Source organism: Scytonema hankhaensis NUACC26 (genome assembly GCF_045865695.1).
Lineage (GTDB): Bacteria > Cyanobacteriota > Cyanobacteriia > Cyanobacteriales > Nostocaceae > Scytonema.
This window is the reverse complement of the sequence record NZ_BAACAP010000212.1, coordinates 17,929-38,917: the sequence shown is the minus strand read 5'-3', so window position 1 is coordinate 38,917 and position 20,989 is coordinate 17,929. Positions and strand designations below refer to the sequence as shown.

Below are 20,989 nucleotides of genomic sequence, written 5' to 3'. Positions count from 1 at the left end.
TCGATGGGGACTAGGGATTGGGGAACTCGCGGTCCCCTCTGGGGATAAGGGGCAATGGGGAACTCGGGGCCCCCTCTGGGGATAAGGGGCAATGGGGAACTCGGGGCCCCCTCTGGGGATAAGGGGCAATGGGGATTGGAGATGAGGGATTAGGATTTTTAGTTGTTAGTCAGTTTTTTTCTAACAACTTCCCCCTATCAGCCTACCAATCGCCAGTCCCCAGTCCCCAATCACTCTTAGGCTGATGCAGCAACTTTGTTGTTGATGTATTCCACTGCCTCTTGAACGGTTGTAATCTTTTCGGCAGCTTCGTCTGGAATTTCGATATCGAACTCTTCTTCCAAAGCCATGACTAGTTCAACAGTATCAAGGGAATCAGCACCTAAATCGTTGGCAAAATTAGATTGTGGTGAAATGGTTTCGATTTCAACACTCAACTGATCCGCAACGATTTTCTTGACCTTTTCAAAAGTTTCCGTTTGACTCATAGATAAAATTCCTCAACCAAGTTGCTATAATCCAATCTTTTAGGGGATGTGATTTTGAGCATATTTATATTATCTGAAAGTGTGGGCGCATAGACCTCGTAAAAAACTCTGTTTTGTAATTCTTACAAAATCTTGTTGAAGTATGTGCATTTTTTTATCTATGTACGTAGAAATTTGCGACCAACACTAAAAGCGATGATAAAACAGTTATGGATTCTTGACGAGGGTAAATTCCTCTTTGTTACCAAGATACTATGCTAACCTATACTTTGAGATACGCTTACTACCCCGGATGTGTTGCCCAAGGCGCTTGCCGCGAGCTTCACCAGTCTACAGTTGCCCTTAGTAAAGCACTGGATATTGAACTTGTAGAACTAAAAAAAGCTTCCTGCTGTGGGTCTGGAACCTTTAAGGAAGATTCCCAATTACTCGAAGATACGGTAAATGCCCGAAATATTGCTCTTGCAGAAGAATTAAACTTACCACTATTAACCCATTGCAGCACTTGCCAGGGTGTCATCGGTCACGTAGACGAACGTTTGAAAGAACGCCAAGGAACAGATCCGGCATACGTAGAAAAAGTGAATGGCTTGCTTTGTAAAGAAGGCTGTTCCCCATACCGTGGTTCCACGGAAGTGAAACATCTCCTTTATGCCCTAATTAAAGATTACGGTTTAGAGGAAATTCAAAAACGAGTGACTCGCAAGTTAACAGGACTGAAGTGTGCTGCTTTTTATGGCTGTTACCTTCTCCGCGCTCAAAAGTCAATGCCCTACGATGACCCCTTCCAACCAGAGGGAATGGAAAATGTGTTCCGTGCGCTACAGGCTACGCCAGTATACTACAAAGGGCGAACTCAATGTTGCGGTTGGCCGCTTGCAAGTTATGCCACAGAACAATCTTTTAAAATGGCAGGGATGCACATCCAAGAAGCCATAGACGCTGGTGCTGATTGTATGGTGACACCTTGTCCTTTGTGTCACCTTAACTTGGATTCCCGTCAACCAGAAGTGGAAAAGGTCATTGGACAAAAGCTAGGTTTACCTGTTCTGCATTTGCCTCAGTTAATTGCTTTAGCTGTTGGGGTAAGTCCTAAAGAACTAGGTTTACAAAGACATATTGTTTCGACTAAACCCGTGTTGGAAAAGTTGGGAATTTCATAGAAGGCAGGGGACAAGAGGCAATACTGCAAGACAGGGCTAGGATGTCTAAGAAATAAATTATCCATCTTGTGGTACGGGATTGGCGCTCGTTCTTTATTAGTGACGGGCTAGAAGCTCCGCAGTCGCCTCAACTCTTGGAACCCCCGCACGGTGAGCCAGCGCCTTCGGAGGGTTTCCCTCCGAAGGCGACTGGCGAACCCCGAACGCGAGTGCGTCTCCGCGCTTGAGATAGGGGCGCTGCTCTCCGTACCACAAGAGAAAGGTGGTTATTTTTTTATTTGGAAGTGTTTTTTTGTGCCTTTCTACTTAATTTAAGAATTTCTTCAATTTATACGATTGCTATGGGATGACATTAGGAATCACTGGGCAAATTATTCTTGAATAGGGGCTACTTGCCATTATGTACGTAATTACGTACAATGGAATACGTTAGTTTTATTAACTGTGTCAATGAATGTCATCTCCGCCACGCAAGCCCGCTCGAACCTCTATAACCTCATTGACGAGGCGGCTACAGCTCATGAACCGATTCTGATTACTGGAAAGCGGAACAACGCGGTACTTGTGTCAGAGGAGGACTGGAACGCAATCCAAGAAACGCTCTTTCTTGTTTCAATTCCTGGAATGCGCTCCTCGATACTTGAAGGGGGGCTTGAACCAGTCGCAGAATGCACACCGCTTGAGGATATAGATTGGTGAGTACTTGGCAGATTGTACTTACAAAACAGGCAGAAAAAGACGCGCTTGAACTTGCCTCGGTTGGGTTAAAAGAAAAAGCTTTTACTCTTCTGTGCGTGCTTAAAAACAACCCATTTCAAACTCCTCCCCCTTACGAAAAACTAATTGGTGATTTACAAGGCTACTACTCGCGCAGAATTAATATTCAACACCGACTGGTGTACCAAGTCATTGAAGAAGAACAAACAGTGAAAGTTATTCGGATGTGGACACATTACGAGTAACTTTGGCTCGAAGTTTTTGATAGCGCTGAGCGCTAGATAACTGCTTAGCATGAGGTCATTATTACCCCACTGCGAATTCACCGTACTGTCGCATAAATGGGGCATGATATGCTAAGACAATGTCCTGTTTGGGTATTCCTTGTTCCACCAATTCATTCGCTACGCCTACTTCTGTACCGTCGTACTGAATCCAAATCTTATCTCCCTTTAAGTCAATGTGAATGAGGGAACCATACACGCGACGGCTTTTATTCCAACCAGAACGTACTACCTGATAGCGATCGCCTTCACTATCAAACACAGTATAGACTTCTACATCACCATAAACTAGTTGAATTTGACTGTGTTCTGTCAGTACCTGCTTGATTATTTGGCGGTACTGCTCAATTTTATCCATTGTGCGATCGCCTCCTGCTCTACATTATAAATTAATAGATTAAGCCGATGTTCTTGAGTCACTTCTTGTATAAACCGGAGTTCAGCGCCCAGATCGATCTGCATCTGCACGTCCCCATAATCTATTGGAAATAACTCATGAGTAATAGTCCATCCTGAATGAGCGCCGCCTTAACTAAATTGTGAAACCTATCCTTCGCTGACACCTATTCCTCCACCATAGCACAATAGATTTGTTGACCAAATCTAAGATTTATGGTATTAATCTCTACGATCTGATGCCAAGGCTTGTGAATGCAGACAGTCTCGTAAAGTTCGAGAAACGTCCCCGCCCGCTACTAAGACAAAACGGGCGAGGACGCCCGTTCCACAAGATGGATAAATTCCACAAGATGGATAATTGATTTTTTGGGAATCTCTAAGGTTGCTCTTGAGAACGACGCAAACTATCGCGTAGATCGTTCTCATTACCAGGTGTTGTTTGCTCCAAACTGCTTGGGCTTGGGCTAGCAGGAGATTGTTCTAGAGGCTGAGGTGTACTTTCAGGTTGTTGAGAGGGTAAAACAGGAGTTGTTGGTGTTACCGTATTTTCAGGCTTTTGAGAGGGTAAAACAGGAGTTGTTGGGGCGGCGGGAGAATCTGGTATCGTTCTTTGCCGCCTGCGTCCGGGAGTTACCTCAGCCTCATTTGCTGCTGTAGCTCCGGCTTCGCGTTTCTTCTCGGCTTCCGCTTGTTGTTGCCGTCTGCGTTCTGTTCTGTCTCTTTGACGCTGTAAGGCTTCTCGATTTTCCCGCGTTCCTGACTTTGTAAAATTAGCTACCAACTGTACGTTTTGTTTTCCAGCCGCAGCAGAATTTAATTTAAATTTTCTGGCTTGACTTACCAATGCTTCATCAAGTTCTTTGTGTCCGCTAGGACGGGTGAGGTTGATATTGATGACATTGCCATTGTTATCGACATCAAAAGTGATACCTGGTTTACCTTGTATACCTTGACGTTCTGCTCTTTCTGGATATTTCAGCTCGCATTTTAAACAATCTACAAAATCAAATTTTGTAACTGCTGGTCTTGGTCTTCTTGGGGCTGTCGCTACTTGTGTTTTACTGCCCGTCCCCGAACCAATACCACTGCCCGTCCCCGAACCAATACCACTGCCAGTTCCCGAACCAATACCACTACCAGTTCCCGAACCAATGCCACTACCAGTTCCCGAACCAATGCCACTGCCCGTCCCCGAACCAATGCCACTGCCCGTTCCTGTACCTCTACCAGTACCAGTACCACCACCACTACCAGTAGCTACCACACCGCTTCCCGAACCTGTGGCAATAGGGAGACCACCGCCACCGCCGCCCCCGCCACCGCCACCTTGTGTTGGTTTCACATTCCTCAACTCCCGCAATTTTTGTGTCAAATCGTCATCAGGTTGCTGAGTTGGAGCAAGGTTAGGTTGGTTTTGTGTATTTGTTGGTTCGATAACTTTTGGTTGCGGCTTTGGAATTGGCTTTTCCACTGGTGTGGTGACAGTTCGTGTAATCTTTTGAGGCTTTAGTTGTAGCTTTCGTGGTACGAGCGCAGTTTCTTTTTGCCGCAGTGGTTTGGGTTCTACAGGTTTGATTGGTTCAACCACTGGTTTGGGTTCTACAGGTTTAATTGGTTCAACTATTGGAGTTTTGATTGTCTTAACAACTTCTTGCTTTGGTGGTTGTGGAACTTTTGGTAACTGTTCTACACGAGGATTTACTGGTTTTATCGGCTCTGGGACAGGCTTGGTTTTTTCTATAGCTAGTGCTTTCTCAACAACTACAACCTCTATAGGTTCTTCTTTGATTTCAGGTACTCTTGCCAACAAATTGATTACACCAGAAGCTAACACACTGATGTGCAGCCCTAACGATCCAACTAGACTAAAAGTTAGAAAAGTCCTAAGAGCCTTTAATTCTCTTTCCCTGTGCTCTAGAGCCGTACCAGAAAAGCTCATAGTTATTGCCACCCGTTATCAGTAACTCTAGAAGATTAAGTTATTTAGAAACAAAAGTCAATCAAGAAATAAAGATAATGAGTTACGTTAAATAAAGCAAAATGTGTCTATAATCAAGTCCTTATAAGGCTTTTAACCAAAATCCTCGATAAAAAATTATGAATCCCATACTATATGACCAATTGTCGTTTGACATAAATTCTCGTTTCTTTTAATTTATATTGAGAACTTCTATCAGCTTTTTCCTCTAATCTGATAGTCTAACAAAATCTAGAGGCTTGAGAGATAGCACATGGGAATTCAAAATCTGTTTGCGGCTGGTGGTGTGGTGATGTGGCCCCTGCTAGCGTTTTCTGTGTTAGGAGTGGCTTTAATTATCGAGCGGGTACGATTTTGGGTAAAGGTCAATACCCGTCAAAACCGCGTGGTAAGGGAAGTTCTGAACCTTTACCGTCTTGATAATGTCGTTGGTGCAATCGATAAACTGCGGAAAAATGCAGATTTACCAATGTCACGCATTTTTCTAACTGCCTTGGAATTGGAGGAACCAACTCCTGAGGAATTTCGTTTGGCTCTAGAAAGTGAAGCACAAGCTGAAATTCCTTTACTTAAGCGCTTTCAGAATCTCTTTGATACTATCATCTCTCTGGCTCCTCTTTTGGGGCTTTTGGGAACTGTGTTGGGACTTATTGTTTCTTTTGCTTCTCTCAACATTGGTGATGTGGGAGGTTCAAAAACTGCAGGTGTAACGGCTGGTATTAGTGAAGCGTTGATTTCTACTGCATCAGGCTTGGTTGTTGCTATTTTCACGCTTCTGTTTGCCAATACTTTCCGAGGTCTTTACCAAAGAGAAATTGCACGAATTCAGGAGTACGGTGGAGAATTAGAACTACTTTATCGCCATCGTTACGAACGTGGAGGGAAGACTTATGCGTCTGCAAGATGAACCTGATATCCCGTCGCAAATTAATATCGTTCCTATGATAGATGTTATATTTGCGATTCTGACTTTCTTTATTATGTCAACACTGTTTTTAACCAGATCGGAGGGTTTACCTGTAAATCTACCTAAAGCAGCATCCGGACAAACAGATCGTCCCGCACAAGTGACAGTGACAATCAATAAAACGGGACAGATATTTTTCAATAAAAAGCCGATTGTTTTGGAACAGTTGGAAAATGAGGTACGCCAACAAGTCCAGCCACAACAGCAGGTTATGGTTGTGATTAATGCGGATGAAGGAGTCAATCACGGTCAAGTTGTAGGCGTGATGGATAAAGTCCGGCAAATCGAAGGAGCAAAATTAGCGATCGCAACTCAAAAACCATAGAAAATTCGTAATACCATTTTGGATGCGTGGATTTTAGATTTTGGATTGAGTAAAGTCCTCTATAGACTTAATGACCATCGACTATCTGTTGCGTTCTTTGTTCAAATTAGTATAATAAATAATTCGTAATTCGTAGTTTAATGAGTTACGAATTATTTATTATGAGAGCTTTACAACTGGAATTGTGTTAATAACCAAGCTAAAACTTGGCTCTGTTAGTTTGACGAGTGCGTCGAAAAGCTTCATTGAGGAGAGAAATTTCTAATTGTAGCTTTTTGCTTTTTCATGAGCGGAGTTTTCCAGAATTTGGATATATTCATCCCAAGTTGCTGCTACCCAAGTATTAGTTTCTATCTTTGCTTGCAAGCCACTCATAATGTTACTGAAGAAACTTTGTTTCTGGCTTTTACCTCTTGCATACAAAAATTATAAATGATTTATAGGAATTTTTAAGTACTGTAGTACTGTAGAGCTTTAGAAAGCTTTGTAATAAAATATAGTTTAATAAATATACACTTCCTGTGGAATTTACGGATAAAAAAAGACGACATCAGTGGCAAAAAACTTATAAAATAGTTAACGGATTGCTCTTTGGAGTATATAGTACATATGTATAATATCTCTATGAAGTGCAACTTTAGTTACAATTTGTTATCTTCGTAGAGATTTGAATATTAAAACGCTTAAATTGATATCGCTAGTAGAGATGAATCAAGTTTTTCCTTTGTCAATCGCACAAGTGTCAGATATGCACTTGTTTGCGGATGAGAACGCACAATTGCTTGGTGTGCCAACAAATATGTCTTTTCAAGCGACAGTTGAGCAGTTGAAAAAATTGCGTTCCGAGCTAGATTTATTATTGCTGACAGGAGATGTATCGGGTGATGGCAGCCTGGAATCATATGACATGGTGCAAAATCTGCTGCGCCCACTGAAAATACCCACTTACTGGTTGCCTGGAAATCACGATCGCGCGATCGCAATGGAACAAGTTCTCAATTTGAGACTAGTTTCTCGCCGGAAGTCTTTTGAACGTGGGGGCTGGCATTTTATATTACTTGACTCAACATTACCGGGATGCGTACACGGTCATCTTTCGGCAAAAACTTTGCATTGGTTAGATTTTCAGTTATCAATGGGAGGTAATAAGCCCACACTATTAGCCTTACATCATCCACCTTTTAAGATAGACTCGAAGTGGCTTGACAGCAGCACCCTTCAAAATTCACAAGATTTATTTACGATAATCGATCGCTATCCACAAGTCAAACTAGTTTTATTTGGTCACATACATCAGGAATTCCACCGTCAGCGTCACTCTGTGGATTATCTTGGTACCCCATCAACCTGCATACAGTTTGCGCCCCTGAGCTCCAACTTTTCTCTTGACCAAAAATCACCAGGATTTCGTTTGCTGAATCTTTATCCCAATGGAACTTGGGAGTCCTCGGTTGAAAGAGTTCCTTTTTCCTACACACTGGACTTAGCAGCAACAGGATATTGAATTATAAATTATGAATTATGAAAAGTTAAGTCTATATCATTACCTCTAGTATTTCTCGGTGAACGATAGAATAATAAGCAATTCTGGTATCAGCAACTCGAAGTACCTTACCCATTCGTTTCGCTTTGTCCGGCTTCGGCAATAGCGTCTTGAGAAACGCACCCACGAAATCCCTGCACAATCGCATCAACACTCTTGTCAGCAGCTAGTCGCTCAAGTACTAGGATATTTATTTTTTACCGCGAATAGAGTAGAGCGAGGCAAATTGAATGATGAATGAAGTCAAACGTTTCATCATTCATCATTCATCATTTCTATAGCTTGACTTCGTCTGCAAAACTAGCCCAGCGAACAAAATAAAATGGTCCAGCGACAGACCCCCAAACGTGCTCGTCAGTTTCTGGATCGCGTCCGCGATCGCGACTGATGAATTGATGTTCGTCTATTTCAAAATCACTATCAAGGTAAGTTTTTTGTCCTTTACGATAAACAAAGCAGCTTTTTCCCGGTTCTACTTTGCCTTGAAAACCTTTACCTGTCCATTCTACAATCATATTGCATCCGGGCAGTTTTTCTAAATCATCTGCTGTTAAGGTTTTAAGGCGTTCGAGATTGCGGGATGCTCCATAGAATTTTTGTTCTTCTTTAACACTGTAGTTCTCGATTTCAATGTGGTCTCCCGCTTGAATCAACTTTAACACCCGCAGGCGGTAAGGATCGTTGAGGAGATAATCGTAGGCTTGCTCGACAAAAAAACTAACTCCTGATAGTAAGGATAAAGGGAGAGGGCGCATACACACGCGAATATGAGCGAAAAAGGGAGGGTTTTCAAAAGCTTGTTCTTGGTTGCTGAAGTCAGCTGCCATCAAACGGGCTAAAGTGGCAATATCTGTAGAATTTGTCATTATGCGATCTTGGATTTTGGATTTGGGATTTTGGATTAGGAAAGCCGAAATCCTATAAAAATATTGTAAAACTTAGAGTTACTCGTTTTTCAGGATAATTTTTTGCTGTTTATCGTCAGATAGTCAAATGACCACCTGACCAGTGACCAGTGACCAAATCCAAAATCTAGAATCCACCCATCCCCTACTCAAAGGTAAAACAGTCATGTTTCCGCGATTATGTGTTACAATTATTACAAATACTACATTGTTACTTCTCTCTAGCTCGCTAACATTTGCGGCTACTAAAAAACCTCAACCGCCAGATAAATTCCCTCCTAATCCCTTGGAAATTACTGTACCAGATCCATTGAATCCGCGTTCGCCAAAAGATACTCGACCCTTAACTTCCGAAGAACGACAAACGTTGGAAGTTGCTCTTGAGGAATTGAACCAACAAGCAGCAGCTAAACTAGCAGCAGGAGACAAGATATCAGCTTTTGAAATCTGGAATCGTGAATTGCGCTTGCGTCGCTTTTTAGGACAATTGGCTGAGGTGCAAGCACTATCACGAGTAGGTGCGATCGCATGGAATGCAAATGACCGCCAAGAAGTTCAGTATATTACACAGCGCTTGCAAACTGTTCAAAAGCAGTCACAAACTCAAAAAACGGCAGATTTAGAATTTTTACAAGCTTTAGGTCAAGCCTACCAACAAGTCCGCTCTTCAAAATTAGCATTGGTAGTTTACGACCAAATTTTAGCATCAGTCCGACAGCAGGGAGATGCAGTTGCAGAAGTTAATACCTTAAAAACAATTGGATCGATTCATTTGGGCTGGTTTGATTATCCATCAGCCGCCGCAATCTATGAGAAATTACTCGCTATGGCTACTAGTCAAGGCGATCGCGCAAACGAGTTATTATATTTGCAACAGCTAGCATATATCTACGAGCAAGCAAAACAACCAGAAAACTCGCTAAAAGCACGCAATCAACTAGCGAAAATTTATCAAAATGAAAAGAATTTTACTCAGATACCAGATTTGAAGCAGGAAATTGCTACAGATTACGAAGCTTTAGCAAAAGAAAACCCCAGTTTACTCCAACAAGCATTCAGAAACTATCAAGCGGCTTATATGACTGCATGGGATTTGCAGCAGTATGTTCGTGCAGGAGAAATTTTGCGGAAATTAATTGCGCTTTATCGTTCTCAAGGACAAGTAGAAGAAGCTTTACAAGCAAGCCAAATTTTGCTGCAAGCCGAACAATTATCTTCTAATTCTTATGGTTTGATGACAGCTTACGACGAAATCGGGCAAATTTACATCCAACGTAAAGATTACCCACAAGCACTCCAAGCCTTTAAGAAGGGGTTAGAAATTGCTCAACAACTTCAGTATAATGAAGAGTACTTTACCCAGCAGATTCAAAAAGTCTCTGGGCAAAGTGTTAAGTAAGGGTTAGTTGTTGGTTGATAGTTGTTAGTTGTTACTAATAACTACTAACCACTCACAATGACAGGCGAGACACCTGTCCTACACCACTAATTACTAACCAATCACAATGACAGGCGAGATGCCTGTCCTACACCACTAACTACTTCATAAAGTTTTTTCTCGAATCTTTCCATACATACCGACCAGTCGAACTCTAGTATGGAGAGGCGAGCATTTTGTGACATTTGTTCTTTGAGAGTAGGATTTTCAAGAATTGTAATGACCTGATGTGCTAGATCCGTTGGGTTGTTTGCTTCAGCTAACAACCCATTATGACCGGGTATGATTTGCTCGGATGCGGAGGTGGCCATAGCCGCTACAACGGGAGTTCCAGAAGCGAGTGCTTCGTTGTTTGCAGTACAAAAGTTTTCGGTAATTGAGGGATTGACGTATACATCTGCACGGGCGTATAACCCTAAAAGTTCCTGACCGTGGGATTCTCCCCACACGGTGACACCAGATTTAAATTTTTCGGCTGAGGTGCGAAATTCTTCTTCTTGGGGTCCTCTACCTACAACAATTAAATGAACATCTGGAATTTTAGCAGCGATGAGCGGATATGCTTCTAGAAGTTGGAAAACGTTTTTTTCTGTAGTGATGCGTCCTACAAAAAGGATAATTGGTCGGCGGTCTTCGGGAATAGGGTCGTAACAAATGTTTGTTGGGTGAAATTTTTGGCAATCAATTCCTTGAAAGGAAAGGTATTCACTTCGTTGAGATTTGAAACTTTGATACTTTGCAAGCTGTTCGCGAGAAGGAAATAAATTGAGGTCGTACACTTCACTAAACTGCTTGACTAAGAAAGGTAGAATAGGACGAATCAAATTGAATCCGCGATCGCCTAAATAATACCGTATATAAGCAATAATATCAGTATGAAAAAGAGATACTAAGGGCGTACCTGTTCGTTTTGCATATTCAGATCCAACGGGGCGACCGTAACCTTGTATATAAAGTGAGTAGAAACCTCTCAATTGTGGGGCTTCTTCAACCACTATAATATCTGGCTGAAACTCTTCTAATAATTTTGTGTCGCTCCAATGACGATAGTGCAATGGTTGGGGAAGTGATTTGTAAAATATCAATGGTTGTGTTGGAAATGCATAAGACGAAAAATTGGGAAAAGGTTCTAACTCATCTAATCCCGGCATAGGGCGATTGCCAATATATTTGGGATACTTGTCGTTAATTTGAGGGTGGATGAGAAAAACTTTATGTCCTTGCTGTAATAACCAACGCACTCTTTGGTGTACTGCAATAGATACTCCTGTTAAGTATGGTGCATATAAACTTGTAAAAATCGCTATACGGAGAGGTTGGTTGTTCATAATTTATGTACTGTCTTGTATATTTCCTTTACTAAAAACAGGTCTTTTTTAGATAAGAAATACCTGTTATACCAATTTACGAAATGCATGATACATATACATTGGTCGTAGGGGCGCAATGCCTTGCGCCCCTACAGGGTATTTGTATCACCAAAAAAGTGAAATGGTATTAATGCTGATACATTTGAATGTCTTGTTATTTTATATTTCAAAGTCAAAGATAACTGAATCACTCGTAACTAAATGACTGTAGGAATCATATTACTTTTTTTCAATACACGTAGTAGGGTGGGCAATGCCCACCACATAATCTTAATTGGTGGGCATTGCCCACCCTACAGTGCTTAAAAATTTTTATAAATTATTTATGATTTTCATCAACTATAGTTACACGAAGAACTAACCGATAAACAAATAAATTTTAAAATAGTTTCACATTTACCAAAAATATTATTCAATTAAGTTACTCTTGCAATTAATTTCTAACTCCCTCCAGCACTGCAAGATTTGTAGAGATGTTTCATTCAATACGTCTTTATAAAAGTGCTATTTTGAACAGAAAAATGCTATCGACCAATACAGCGGTTTTCAATTGGATACAATACATAAAAAAGTTATGGAACCGCAGCCTGTAGCGGATGAACGCGGATAAATCTGTACTTCATTCAAGAGAAAACCGTTATACAAGCATTTGTTAGGAAATTAAGAAAATACAGGTAGGTATTTATGGACACAATAGCAGGTAAGACAGTTGTTTTGACTGGAGCCTCTGGTGCAGTTAACTCAGCAGCATTGTTATTGCGATCGCCTAATGACAGACATCCAAATGGTCTAGCCAACAGTTCTCGTCTTGTCGGACGTAATTATATGGCTCATAAATTTGCGATCGCTTTGGCTTTGTCTACAAAACAAAACACTACAGTTTATCAAAAGACACTTGCTAGCAACGATTTTTATTGGGGAGAGAAAGATTTTCCTTACCCGATGGGTAGCATACAATTGCTAGGTAATCTCAATAAAGATAGAATTGCGACTGATGCACCTCTTGTACCGGGTGTTTGATCGGAGGCTGTCGCGAATCATTCTGTTGCTTGGTTGCTCGTTACTGAAGACTTACCAAATCCTAACAATCGCGTGCGTATTGAGGGAGAGAAAATCTTTCTTGAGTATACAAAGAATAATGAACGAGCTTTCAATCGATTAATAAAACCCTGGAATCAATTTTTAAAATCAATTGGGAAAGACTGTCAATCGGGAGCCTTTTCATCGTATTTTTCTATGAAAATGTCACTGAAAGAAGTTACTCATCAGTGCAGTACTTGTCGTTTTGGAGAAGACCCTAAAACTTCAGTTCTCGATCTAAATTGCCGCACTCACGATATTAATAATCTTTATGTTGTTGATAGTAGCTTTTTTCCATCCAGTACCGCAGTGAATCCAACGCTAACGATTGTGGCAAATGCATCGCGTGTTGGAGAACATTTACTGACAAGACTGAATTGAGATGAGTATGAGTACGGGCGGGGACGCCCGTACCACAAGAGTATGGTGTGACTTTAGATCTTGAAAGCTGCTGTAATTCTCAAATTGAGACTTTACTATCATCCAATTTGTCGTGCAACTGATATGGGTGATATTCAAGTAAACGAATATTCCATGGTCCTTTGACATGATATGTCACGCCGCGCCAATTGACTCTTCGCATCCCAAAGGCGATGGCCATTGCTAATCCAGACACCCATTGTGTTAATGGAATAGCGACTAACATTTTTAGAACTGTAGCAGTAGATAACTCTGTTGTCACTGGATTGTAGTGGCGAAGAATTTGCTGTGCTTCTTTTTCTAATGCGATCGCAAGTAGTAATAATGTAACTGTATAGATACTAAAACTAGCAAGGCAAAAAGCAGCAGTACTCCATTGTTTCGTCAAAAATGCTGCAAAAAATATGACCAAGAGCGCATTAGGTACTAAGATGGTCGAAATGGAATCAGCAACGACAGCCCACCACCAAGGGTGATAGAGACGAGAAGCGAGTAACTGACGTTTCAGCCATCCAAATAATCTTGGTAAATCGCACTCTTCGCGATTAAGAATCAGCAAAGAGGGTACAAATTTAACCTGCTTTCCATGTTTAGCGAGGACTTTACGAATCATTGTATCCTCACCGTAGGCGTGACCCCATTTCTCCAACAGCCCAGTTTTATGAATCAGTTCTGTCTTTATAGCTAAACTTCCACCCCAAGCAATTCTATAAAGAGACATTTGCAGAACTGCAGAGATATTCCAAACGTAACGCACTAGTGACCCCCAGTATCTACCAGTAGGTACGTACCAGCGATTACCTGTTGTTGCACCAATTTTAGGATCGGACAAAGGACTCACTAATTGACGCAACCAGTTTGGATGAACAACTGCATCCGCATCTACAAAAGCAACGACTTTGTAAGAATCATTTAAATCCAAGACAGCTTGTATTAAAGAACTGCATTTAAGACTGCAATTGTGTCGTGGCACTCTTAAAGGGCTAATTTGAACTCTGTTTGCAGCTTGCAAGTAAATTGAATCGGTTACTATGTTCCAAGCTGGATCTTCCGGACTATCAATAACAATTTTTATGTCATAATGTGGATAGTTCTGGTTCAATAGCGCTTGCAAACAGTTTGGCAAAAAAGGATCGGCTCCGCGCAAGCAGAGAACTACTGCTGTTTTTGGTAGCTGTTCGTCTGGTAATGAATCTTTGCGGGATGAGCGGAGGTACGATATAAAGAGCAGTGTAAAAAACGTTTGAACAGCTGCCCAGCCCAGTAAATTTCTTGACAGTAAAATTGCCAGTTCTTTCATGTTTAGCCAATAAGGATTGGGGACTAGTGATTGGCGATTGGGGACTAGCGATTGGGGATTAGAACTTTGGTTAGTAGGGTGGGCAGTGCCCACCGTTTGCTGTTAGTGGGCGATGCCCACCCTACGTCTTTAGGTAATTAAATGGCACTCCCAGGGAGTAATTTCTCAGTCCCCAGTCCCCAGTCCCCAGTCCCCAATCCCTCTTAAGGATCGAGAGAATATTTCATTTTGATGTTGATAGTTGTGTTCTTACTTAATGGAAAACTGGCATCACTAAACTTTGGTGTACCCGTTAGGATTGAAACAGTTGGATTTTTAGAAATCCCAAAACCTTCTTTGGGAATACCTAAAAAGTCTTTGTTGAGTTTGTTGTCTCCATTTTGATCGTCAACTACAGCAACAGCATACTTTCCTGGTTTTAAACCAGAGAATTGTTTTTTAACAGATTTACCCTTAATCTGAGTACAACCACTTTGCACTTCACTAGTATTGTTAAAAGGAAACCCTCGTTCACCTGAGAAAATTCTTAGACAAACTTGACCTTTGTTGTGGCGTATTCCATCGATTACAACTGTGAGTGTGGCTGTGGACTCTGCTTTTACCATTCTCACTAGGGTTACACTGACTAAAGCCGCAAACAATAAAGAAGTGTATTTTGCTATTTTCACTTTCATCTTTTATCCTTCATACTTCTAAAGACTGTTTAACCAATTGTTGAATATCGGTTTTTTTCAACCACTCCTGAGTGCGGCGCATTCCTTCTTCTAAATTAATGATTGGCTTGTAACTTAATAACTTTTGTGCTTTGTCAATAGAATATGCATGAGGACGTGTCATAAAATCAACCGCTTCTGGAAGAATATCGGCTTGTTTGCGGAAAAGTTTTTGTCCTTGGTAGCGTAGTTTGAGAAACAATTTTAGTTCATCTTTTGGTAAAGAAAAGGGTGCAGGTAGTCCTGCAACATCAGCCAATTGAGTAAAATAGTCTTTCCATGAAGTCTCTTCTCCGTCTGTAACGTTAAAGATTTCTCCGTAGGTTTCTTTTTGTATAGCAAGAAAAATGGCATCAATTAAGTTATCAATATATACATGATTGATAACTCCTCGACCATCGTTCGCGTATGCAAATAATCTTTGACGCATCATCAAAAGTGGTCGAACTATCCAAGGTATACTTCCCGGTCCGTATACATCTCCCGGTCTAATTACGATGACTCCAAAATTCTCTGGCTCGTTAAGTTCTAAAAGCGCTTTTTCAGCTTCTATTTTGGTTTCACAATAGGGATTATTTTCTCCACAAAGCGGTCCATCTTCTGCTATGCGATCGGGATAGTTGAAACCATAAACCAAGACACTGGAGAGATGAATGAAAGTTTTTACACCTGCACTCTTAGCAGCTTTTGCCATGTTGATTGTTCCATCAACATTTATCTTACGAAATTGGTCTAATGCACCACCTTCTTTTGAGAGTTCGGCTGTGTGTAAAACTACATCTACTCCTTGGCAAGCAGTTTGGGCAATGGCTGGATCGGTTATATTACCATAAGTAACTTTAACGCCTAAATTTTGTGCCTTTTTGGTTTTATCAGAAGCATCTTGGAGACCACAGACTTTTATTCCTTGAGCTATGGCTAGTTCTGCAGCACGTAAGCCAATAAATCCACTGATTCCAGTAATGAGGAGAGTTTTGGTCATAGATAGTTGTTAGTTGTTGGTTGTTAGTTGTTGGTTGTTAGTTGTTAGTTGTTAGTTGTTAGTTGCTGACTACCACTAACCACTAACCACTAACCACTAACCATTAGCTAAAATATATCTGCTGGATCTGTAGAGCGTAGTTTGTTAATAGCTAATGCTCCAGAAATCATACACATCAATATATTTGATATTAAGACAAGCACTCCATTATGAAAGCTCATCATAATTGGTAATTTAGTCGCTTTCATGGCAAAATCATATAACCACCAAGAAAGAATACATCCGGGTAGATAACTAAGAACTGCTAAAATTAATGCTTGTTGAAAAACGACAATTAGTAAATAATTATTGGTATAACCTATAGCTTTTAAAGTTGCATAAGCTGTGAGTTGACTGGAAATATTACTGTAAAGAATTTGATAGACAATGACTATACCAACAACTGAAGCCATTGATAACATGAGGTTAAGTATAAAACCTATAGGTGTTCTATTAGCCCAGTATTCTTTTTCAAAGTCAATAAATCCTTGACGGGTGAATACTAAAACATCGTTTGGTAAATTTTTCTGTAAATCTTTCATTACTTTTTGCGGATTGGCTCCTGGCTTGAGAGCGATCGCGCCTATGTCTATCATTTCTGCCGGACGGCTGTTGGGAAATATCTTTAAGAAAGTTGAGTCACTGACAATTAAATTCCCATCTACGCCAAAGGAAGGACCTAAACTAAATAATCCTCTGACTCTTACTGTAGTACCGGCAATGGAATTGTAAGGATAAATTTCAACTATCTGTTCTGTTTTATCTTTGTTAAATCTTTCTGCAATATTTCCAAACTCCGCTCGGGAATTGCGATCGAAAAGGACAACGGTAGGAATTTTTATTTTATCTAAATTCTTTTCGATTTCCGGTAAGTTCAAAGCAGGCTTTCCAGGTTCAAAACCAATGACGTATATTGAATACTTTTGACCTGTATCTGGATTTTTAAACTTAGCAAATCCTATATACATGGGGCTAACTGATTCTACACCATCAAACCCCAAGGACTGGTATAAACGAGTCCGAAAAAAACTTTGATTGGCTGTTAAAGATTTATATTGAGAACTGATGAGAAATAAATCTCCTTTCAAATGATGATGGACTTGAGTTGCACTGGAATAAAGGGCATCTTGAAAACCAAGTTGCATGAACATTAAAATAACGATAAAGGCAATACCAGCAACAGCTACTAAGGAACGAATTTTATTTCGGGCAAGTTGTAGCCATGCCAAAGGAATTTTGACAATCATGGTTCAAGTTTTGAATATAGTTATTGGTTACTGGTCATTTGTCACTGGTCATTTGTCATTTGTTATTTGTCATTTGTCACTGGTCACTGTTCACTGGTCACTGGTCACTCGTCACTGGTCACTGGTCACTGAACTTTGATGGCAACATCTACTTGTAAGCCAGTTAGACCTGCTACTTTTTGGCTGTCTTTTGGATTATTGATACGGATTTTGACCAAAACGACTCTGCGGTCTGTTTCGGAGGCTGGATTGACGCTGAGAATATTTTGTCTGTCAACTTGCAAACCAATACTGCTGACAGTTCCTTGTATAACACCGGGAAAAGCTGTGCTGGTGATGGTAGCTTTTTGACCTACGCGCACTTTACTAATATCGGTCTGATAAACTTCTGCTTCCACGTACATTTGAGATGTTTTTCCAATCTCAACGATTCCGTCACTGCTGTTGACTTCTCCTGTTTTGGCATAAACTTTTAAAACTTGACCGTTTATTGGAGAGACAAGTTTTGTTAAATCTAGGTCTGCTTTTGATTGTAGAACGGTTGTACGCGCACTCTTGACTTGGGCTTCTGCTAGCTGAACGTCAACTCCACGCACTTCTTGAACGCTGTTCAACTTAGCTTTTGCCTCTTTGATTTGGTCTTTTAAGGTGTTGACAGTACTATCAAGGTTGGCTTTAGCTTCTCTGAGCTGTTGTTGTACTGTATCTTGCTGCAAGCGCTTGGTATCTGCTGTAGAAGCAGAAATTGCTCCTTCTTTATAAAGCTGTTGATAGCGATTATTCTCAGTTTCAGCATTGTCTAATTGCGCTTGCAAACGAGCAATAGTTGCTTGTTGTGAGGAAATATCTCCTTTTAATTGCGATTCTAGGCGCGTAACGGTTGCTTTTTGCGCTTCAATATCTCCTGTTTTAGCCCCGGCTTTGATTTGTGCTAGTTCGGCTTGAGCAACTTGCACTTTATCTAAAGATTGTTGTAAAGCTGCTTTTGCACGACCGAAGCCTTCTAGCAAGGCTACCACTTGTCCCGCTTGAACGCGATCGCTTTCCTCGACTAGCAGTTTTTCTACTCGAACACCACTGAGAGAACTTGGAGGAAACAATTTGGTGATTTTTCCTTGAGGCTGTAAACGTCCTAAAGCAGTTACCTCAATTTTAGGAGGAACAACCTTGACTGTTTTGGGTGCTTGAGTCGTCTGGGTATTCTCTCGCCGTGCAAAACTGTTATAGAATACTAATCCGGTGGCTGAAGCGACGAGAGCTGCTAGTATGAATCGCCAACGATATGGGGGTTTGGTGTACAATCGGCTTTCTTTATCTGCTGCCATATTTTTATCTCTAGGTACGCTGGTCTACATTCAGTCATTGGCGAACAGTTATCGTGACTTAATATTAATAAGTAGCTGTTCTTTATCAAATTCCATCAGTTATTACTTAACTGGAGCGACTGATAAAAATTGACCTATCACTGTAACTTGATAACTGTTGTATAAAATAGAAACCCGATCGCGAGTAACGACTCTCAAGCAAAACGAAGGGCTGCTGGAGATAAATTGCAAAAACTTGTTCACCATATTCTCAAAAAACTTTTCTTTTGTCAATCGAAATTATTTGGTTGTTGGTTGTTAGTGGTTGGTAGGGACACAATTTTATACTTATTTTTTCCATAAAGAAAATGTTTCCTAAACTACAGAAAGTTTTTCAAAACCCTTTATGACAGTAAATAACCATTTTTTTATCCTTTTACTTGCTAAATTGGGGAACTTTCTGGCGAGCAGTGTCTTCATTGACTCTAAGTCAACTGACGTTAAGAGCAGTGGATAGTATGAAGCATAAATCCTCAAAAATAAAGAGAGGCAAATTATACAGAACAAGTTCAAAATTTTAAATCTTTAAACTTGTATACTGATTTAATAGCTTCATTCTATGGTTTTCAAAGAATTTGTAAAGTTCATTTTGCACTTTACAATCTAAACTTCACATTGAGTCTGGCTCTTAGTACCGATCGCAATTCATAAGACATTTTCATCAGACTTATCACAAAATTCATGTTTCCAAACGTACTGATGAAATATATTAGGGATGTCTTATTGTTGGTACTTTCACTACTAACAATACTTAAGAACAGCGCTTATGCCTATAAAGTCAGTATCCATAGACAAGATCAAATATGGCTCTAACCGCCGTCCGGTAAATGACGAAAAAGTGAAGGAACTAAAGGATTCCATTCAAGCTAACGGTCTATTAAACCCAATCACAGTCGATAGCAAATTCAACTTAATTGCTGGGCTGCACCGTCTGACGGCGTGCAAGCAATTAGGGCTTGAGACAATCGAGTGTAATGTTGTGGATTACGATGATGTCGATCAAAGCCGCTTGGCGGAGATTGACGAGAATTTTATCCGTAATGAACTAGACATTCTAGAGCGTGCGGAACTGTTATTGGAGCGCGAACGTATTTTAGACCGACTGGGGTTAAGGGCTAAACCGGGCGACAATCAATACACTTACAAGGGACGCGAAACAGTTTCGCAAGTACCGAAAACAACTACAGATTTAGCAAGAGAAATTGGATACAGCGAACGGAGTTTGCAGCATGATAAGCAAATTGCGCGAGATATTCACTCCTGTGTTAAAGAACAAATTAAGGGAACGCCTCTTTCTAACATGAAGACAGAGTTACTCAAAATAGCTCGAACTGCAGGTCAAGAACGAGCCTTTGCAAAACAAGCCGAAGTTGCTTTAGAAGCTGCTAAAGCAAAGGGAGATGAAGAAGAAGCACTCCGACAAGCCAGAAATGCCGCTCACTGGCGGTCGAGGCAACAAGAGATACAAGTACAAGCCATGAAAAGCTCGATGGCAAAGGCAAAGAGAGAGGCTAAGTTAGCTCTCAAGGAGGATGTCGTTCAACCCGAACAGCAAATCCAGAAAGTCACAATGATGACTAACCAAGTTTCCGTCAAAGCTGGCGAGGAATGGAAATTAGGTCAGCATACTGTTTGTTGCAGTCATACATTTGACGAACAATTTACAAATTTACTTCCCGATCGCTCGGCTCTTGCGATCGCAACTCTTTCGCCCACTTGGAACCACGATTATCTAATCGATAAAGCTAGAATTGTTGCCGTATTGCGATCGGAAGGTTACGTTTATGAATTTTACCGTCGTCAGAGAATGCCTTTTCAATATGAATTAATTCTCGGTAACCTATACGTAGGTCTTTTCTCTCGCGAATCGATACCAAAACCACAAGCACCAATCAATATTGACGGAGTAGAGGGAATTGTCAACTATTTGTTGCATTTGTACACCAATCCAACTAACTCTGTCATCGCCCCTTTTATGGGACAAGGTGAAATTCTCATTACCTGTGAAAGAATGGGACGTATCTGTTTTATAGGAGATGAAAATCCTGAAATGGTGAGTCGTGGAATCATACGGTGGCAAGCATGGACTGGAAAACAAGCTCAAAAAACAGAATCAAAGAAAATAGAGTCGCGAAGTTACGTGCATAACTAATTGTAAAGACGCGCAATCGCACGTCTTTGCAAAAATTGGTGACGCATTTCTTGTTAGGCACAATATCACTTCCTCTCAATTCACATTGATTTTTATGAACTTATAGAAGTTTTCT

At 40.7% G+C, this 20,989-nt stretch carries 19 protein-coding genes and 1 pseudogene; 9 read left to right on the top strand and 11 right to left on the bottom strand.

Going from position 1 to position 20,989, the window contains the following annotated elements; translation table 11 throughout:
• Positions 1-236: 236 nt before the first annotated feature.
• On the bottom strand, positions 237-488 hold the full coding sequence (gene acpP, locus ACKTT2_RS27225) for an acyl carrier protein (protein ID WP_407892468.1): 252 nt from the start codon (positions 486-488) through the stop codon (positions 237-239).
• Positions 489-742: 254 nt separating this feature from the next.
• Between acpP and ACKTT2_RS27220 the strand changes: the two genes are divergently transcribed.
• The 3 genes from ACKTT2_RS27220 to ACKTT2_RS27210 all read left to right on the top strand — a co-directional run bounded on the left by ACKTT2_RS27220 (position 743) and on the right by ACKTT2_RS27210 (position 2,613).
• Positions 743-1,651: a CoB--CoM heterodisulfide reductase iron-sulfur subunit B family protein gene (locus tag ACKTT2_RS27220; protein ID WP_407892466.1), complete on the top strand. Its 909-nt coding sequence runs from the start codon at positions 743-745 to the stop codon at positions 1,649-1,651.
• Between the two features lie 450 nt (positions 1,652-2,101).
• Entirely contained in the window at positions 2,102-2,350 is a 249-nt protein-coding gene (locus ACKTT2_RS27215) for a type II toxin-antitoxin system Phd/YefM family antitoxin (RefSeq protein WP_407892464.1), read from the top strand.
• Entirely contained in the window at positions 2,347-2,613 is a 267-nt protein-coding gene (locus tag ACKTT2_RS27210) for a Txe/YoeB family addiction module toxin (RefSeq protein WP_407892460.1), read from the top strand. Before ACKTT2_RS27215 ends, ACKTT2_RS27210 begins: the two co-directional genes overlap by 4 nt.
• 61 nt (positions 2,614-2,674) lie before the next feature.
• Here the strand turns inward: ACKTT2_RS27210 and ACKTT2_RS27205 are convergent, their stop codons facing one another.
• The 3 genes from ACKTT2_RS27205 to ACKTT2_RS27195 form a co-directional block, all read right to left on the bottom strand.
• On the bottom strand, positions 2,675-3,010 hold the full coding sequence (locus ACKTT2_RS27205; RefSeq protein ID WP_407892458.1) for a XisI protein: 336 nt from the start codon (positions 3,008-3,010) through the stop codon (positions 2,675-2,677).
• Complete coding sequence (locus ACKTT2_RS27200) at positions 2,980-3,114, bottom strand: PDDEXK family nuclease (protein WP_407892456.1); 135 nt, start codon at positions 3,112-3,114, stop codon at positions 2,980-2,982. Before ACKTT2_RS27200 ends, ACKTT2_RS27205 begins: the two co-directional genes overlap by 31 nt.
• Positions 3,115-3,427: 313 nt before the next feature.
• On the bottom strand, positions 3,428-4,990 hold the full coding sequence (locus tag ACKTT2_RS27195; RefSeq protein ID WP_407892454.1) for a TonB family protein: 1,563 nt from the start codon (positions 4,988-4,990) through the stop codon (positions 3,428-3,430).
• Between the two features lie 292 nt (positions 4,991-5,282).
• Here ACKTT2_RS27195 and ACKTT2_RS27190 point away from each other — a divergent pair, with 292 nt between their 5' ends.
• From ACKTT2_RS27190 to cpdA, 3 genes are all read left to right on the top strand, one after another.
• On the top strand, positions 5,283-5,936 hold the full coding sequence (locus tag ACKTT2_RS27190) for a MotA/TolQ/ExbB proton channel family protein (protein ID WP_407892451.1): 654 nt from the start codon (positions 5,283-5,285) through the stop codon (positions 5,934-5,936).
• Complete coding sequence (locus ACKTT2_RS27185) at positions 5,920-6,321, top strand: ExbD/TolR family protein (protein WP_407892449.1); 402 nt, start codon at positions 5,920-5,922, stop codon at positions 6,319-6,321. The genes ACKTT2_RS27190 and ACKTT2_RS27185 overlap by 17 nt, the downstream gene beginning before the upstream one ends.
• A gap of 706 nt (positions 6,322-7,027) precedes the next feature.
• The gene (gene cpdA, locus ACKTT2_RS27180) at positions 7,028-7,825 is read left to right on the top strand and encodes a 3',5'-cyclic-AMP phosphodiesterase (protein ID WP_407892447.1); all 798 of its coding nucleotides are present in this window, start codon (positions 7,028-7,030) and stop codon (positions 7,823-7,825) included.
• 314 nt (positions 7,826-8,139) lie between these two features.
• Here the strand turns inward: cpdA and ACKTT2_RS27175 are convergent, their stop codons facing one another.
• A complete protein-coding gene (locus tag ACKTT2_RS27175) occupies positions 8,140-8,730 on the bottom strand; it encodes a chromophore lyase CpcT/CpeT (RefSeq protein WP_407892445.1) in 591 nt (196 codons plus the stop codon).
• A gap of 205 nt (positions 8,731-8,935) precedes the next feature.
• Here ACKTT2_RS27175 and ACKTT2_RS27170 point away from each other — a divergent pair, with 205 nt between their 5' ends.
• A complete protein-coding gene (locus ACKTT2_RS27170) occupies positions 8,936-10,168 on the top strand; it encodes a tetratricopeptide repeat protein (RefSeq protein ID WP_407892552.1) in 1,233 nt (410 codons plus the stop codon).
• A gap of 101 nt (positions 10,169-10,269) precedes the next feature.
• Here ACKTT2_RS27170 and ACKTT2_RS27165 read toward each other — a convergent pair whose 3' ends face one another.
• Positions 10,270-11,535 carry a glycosyltransferase gene (locus ACKTT2_RS27165; RefSeq protein ID WP_407892443.1) on the bottom strand — a complete coding sequence of 422 codons (1,266 nt, stop codon included), beginning with the start codon at positions 11,533-11,535 and terminating at the stop codon, positions 10,270-10,272.
• Between the two features lie 735 nt (positions 11,536-12,270).
• Here ACKTT2_RS27165 and ACKTT2_RS27160 point away from each other — a divergent pair.
• A pseudogene (locus tag ACKTT2_RS27160) lies at positions 12,271-13,038 on the top strand (GMC oxidoreductase); the annotation flags it as partial.
• 79 nt (positions 13,039-13,117) lie between these two features.
• On the opposite strand, the gene ACKTT2_RS27155 reads toward ACKTT2_RS27160, so the two are convergent.
• The 5 genes from ACKTT2_RS27155 to ACKTT2_RS27135 form a co-directional block, all read right to left on the bottom strand.
• Complete coding sequence (locus ACKTT2_RS27155; protein ID WP_407892550.1) at positions 13,118-14,377, bottom strand: glycosyltransferase family 2 protein; 1,260 nt, start codon at positions 14,375-14,377, stop codon at positions 13,118-13,120.
• 203 nt (positions 14,378-14,580) lie between these two features.
• Entirely contained in the window at positions 14,581-15,051 is a 471-nt protein-coding gene (locus tag ACKTT2_RS27150; protein ID WP_407892441.1) for a DUF2141 domain-containing protein, read from the bottom strand.
• 10 nt (positions 15,052-15,061) lie between these two features.
• Entirely contained in the window at positions 15,062-16,072 is a 1,011-nt protein-coding gene (locus ACKTT2_RS27145; RefSeq protein WP_407892439.1) for an NAD-dependent epimerase/dehydratase family protein, read from the bottom strand.
• Positions 16,073-16,179: 107 nt separating this feature from the next.
• Positions 16,180-17,358: an ABC transporter permease DevC gene (gene devC, locus ACKTT2_RS27140; protein ID WP_407892436.1), complete on the bottom strand. Its 1,179-nt coding sequence runs from the start codon at positions 17,356-17,358 to the stop codon at positions 16,180-16,182.
• 125 nt (positions 17,359-17,483) lie between these two features.
• Positions 17,484-18,683: an ABC exporter membrane fusion protein gene (locus ACKTT2_RS27135; protein ID WP_407892434.1), complete on the bottom strand. Its 1,200-nt coding sequence runs from the start codon at positions 18,681-18,683 to the stop codon at positions 17,484-17,486.
• A gap of 805 nt (positions 18,684-19,488) precedes the next feature.
• Between ACKTT2_RS27135 and ACKTT2_RS27130 the strand changes: the two genes are divergently transcribed.
• The gene (locus ACKTT2_RS27130; protein ID WP_407892432.1) at positions 19,489-20,874 is read left to right on the top strand and encodes a ParB/RepB/Spo0J family partition protein; all 1,386 of its coding nucleotides are present in this window, start codon (positions 19,489-19,491) and stop codon (positions 20,872-20,874) included.
• Positions 20,875-20,989: the final 115 nt, after the last annotated feature.

What these genes read in the sequence shown, in the direction of transcription:
- ACKTT2_RS27155 (WP_407892550.1), bottom strand. Translation starts at nt 14,377, where the DNA reads ATGAAAGAACTGGCAATTTTACTGTCAAGAAATTTACTGGGCTGGGCA.
- ACKTT2_RS27190 (WP_407892451.1), top strand. Translation starts at nt 5,283, where the DNA reads ATGGGAATTCAAAATCTGTTTGCGGCTGGTGGTGTGGTGATGTGGCCC.
- cpdA (WP_407892447.1), top strand. Translation starts at nt 7,028, where the DNA reads ATGAATCAAGTTTTTCCTTTGTCAATCGCACAAGTGTCAGATATGCAC.
- ACKTT2_RS27195 (WP_407892454.1), bottom strand. Translation starts at nt 4,990, where the DNA reads ATGAGCTTTTCTGGTACGGCTCTAGAGCACAGGGAAAGAGAATTAAAG.
- ACKTT2_RS27215 (WP_407892464.1), top strand. Translation starts at nt 2,102, where the DNA reads ATGAATGTCATCTCCGCCACGCAAGCCCGCTCGAACCTCTATAACCTC.
- ACKTT2_RS27185 (WP_407892449.1), top strand. Translation starts at nt 5,920, where the DNA reads ATGCGTCTGCAAGATGAACCTGATATCCCGTCGCAAATTAATATCGTT.
- ACKTT2_RS27145 (WP_407892439.1), bottom strand. Translation starts at nt 16,072, where the DNA reads ATGACCAAAACTCTCCTCATTACTGGAATCAGTGGATTTATTGGCTTA.
- ACKTT2_RS27200 (WP_407892456.1), bottom strand. Translation starts at nt 3,114, where the DNA reads ATGCAGATCGATCTGGGCGCTGAACTCCGGTTTATACAAGAAGTGACT.
- ACKTT2_RS27150 (WP_407892441.1), bottom strand. Translation starts at nt 15,051, where the DNA reads ATGAAAGTGAAAATAGCAAAATACACTTCTTTATTGTTTGCGGCTTTA.
- ACKTT2_RS27130 (WP_407892432.1), top strand. Translation starts at nt 19,489, where the DNA reads ATGCCTATAAAGTCAGTATCCATAGACAAGATCAAATATGGCTCTAAC.
- ACKTT2_RS27135 (WP_407892434.1), bottom strand. Translation starts at nt 18,683, where the DNA reads ATGGCAGCAGATAAAGAAAGCCGATTGTACACCAAACCCCCATATCGT.
- devC (WP_407892436.1), bottom strand. Translation starts at nt 17,358, where the DNA reads ATGATTGTCAAAATTCCTTTGGCATGGCTACAACTTGCCCGAAATAAA.
- acpP (WP_407892468.1), bottom strand. Translation starts at nt 488, where the DNA reads ATGAGTCAAACGGAAACTTTTGAAAAGGTCAAGAAAATCGTTGCGGAT.
- ACKTT2_RS27205 (WP_407892458.1), bottom strand. Translation starts at nt 3,010, where the DNA reads ATGGATAAAATTGAGCAGTACCGCCAAATAATCAAGCAGGTACTGACA.
- ACKTT2_RS27220 (WP_407892466.1), top strand. Translation starts at nt 743, where the DNA reads ATGCTAACCTATACTTTGAGATACGCTTACTACCCCGGATGTGTTGCC.
- ACKTT2_RS27165 (WP_407892443.1), bottom strand. Translation starts at nt 11,535, where the DNA reads ATGAACAACCAACCTCTCCGTATAGCGATTTTTACAAGTTTATATGCA.
- ACKTT2_RS27175 (WP_407892445.1), bottom strand. Translation starts at nt 8,730, where the DNA reads ATGACAAATTCTACAGATATTGCCACTTTAGCCCGTTTGATGGCAGCT.
- ACKTT2_RS27170 (WP_407892552.1), top strand. Translation starts at nt 8,936, where the DNA reads ATGTTTCCGCGATTATGTGTTACAATTATTACAAATACTACATTGTTA.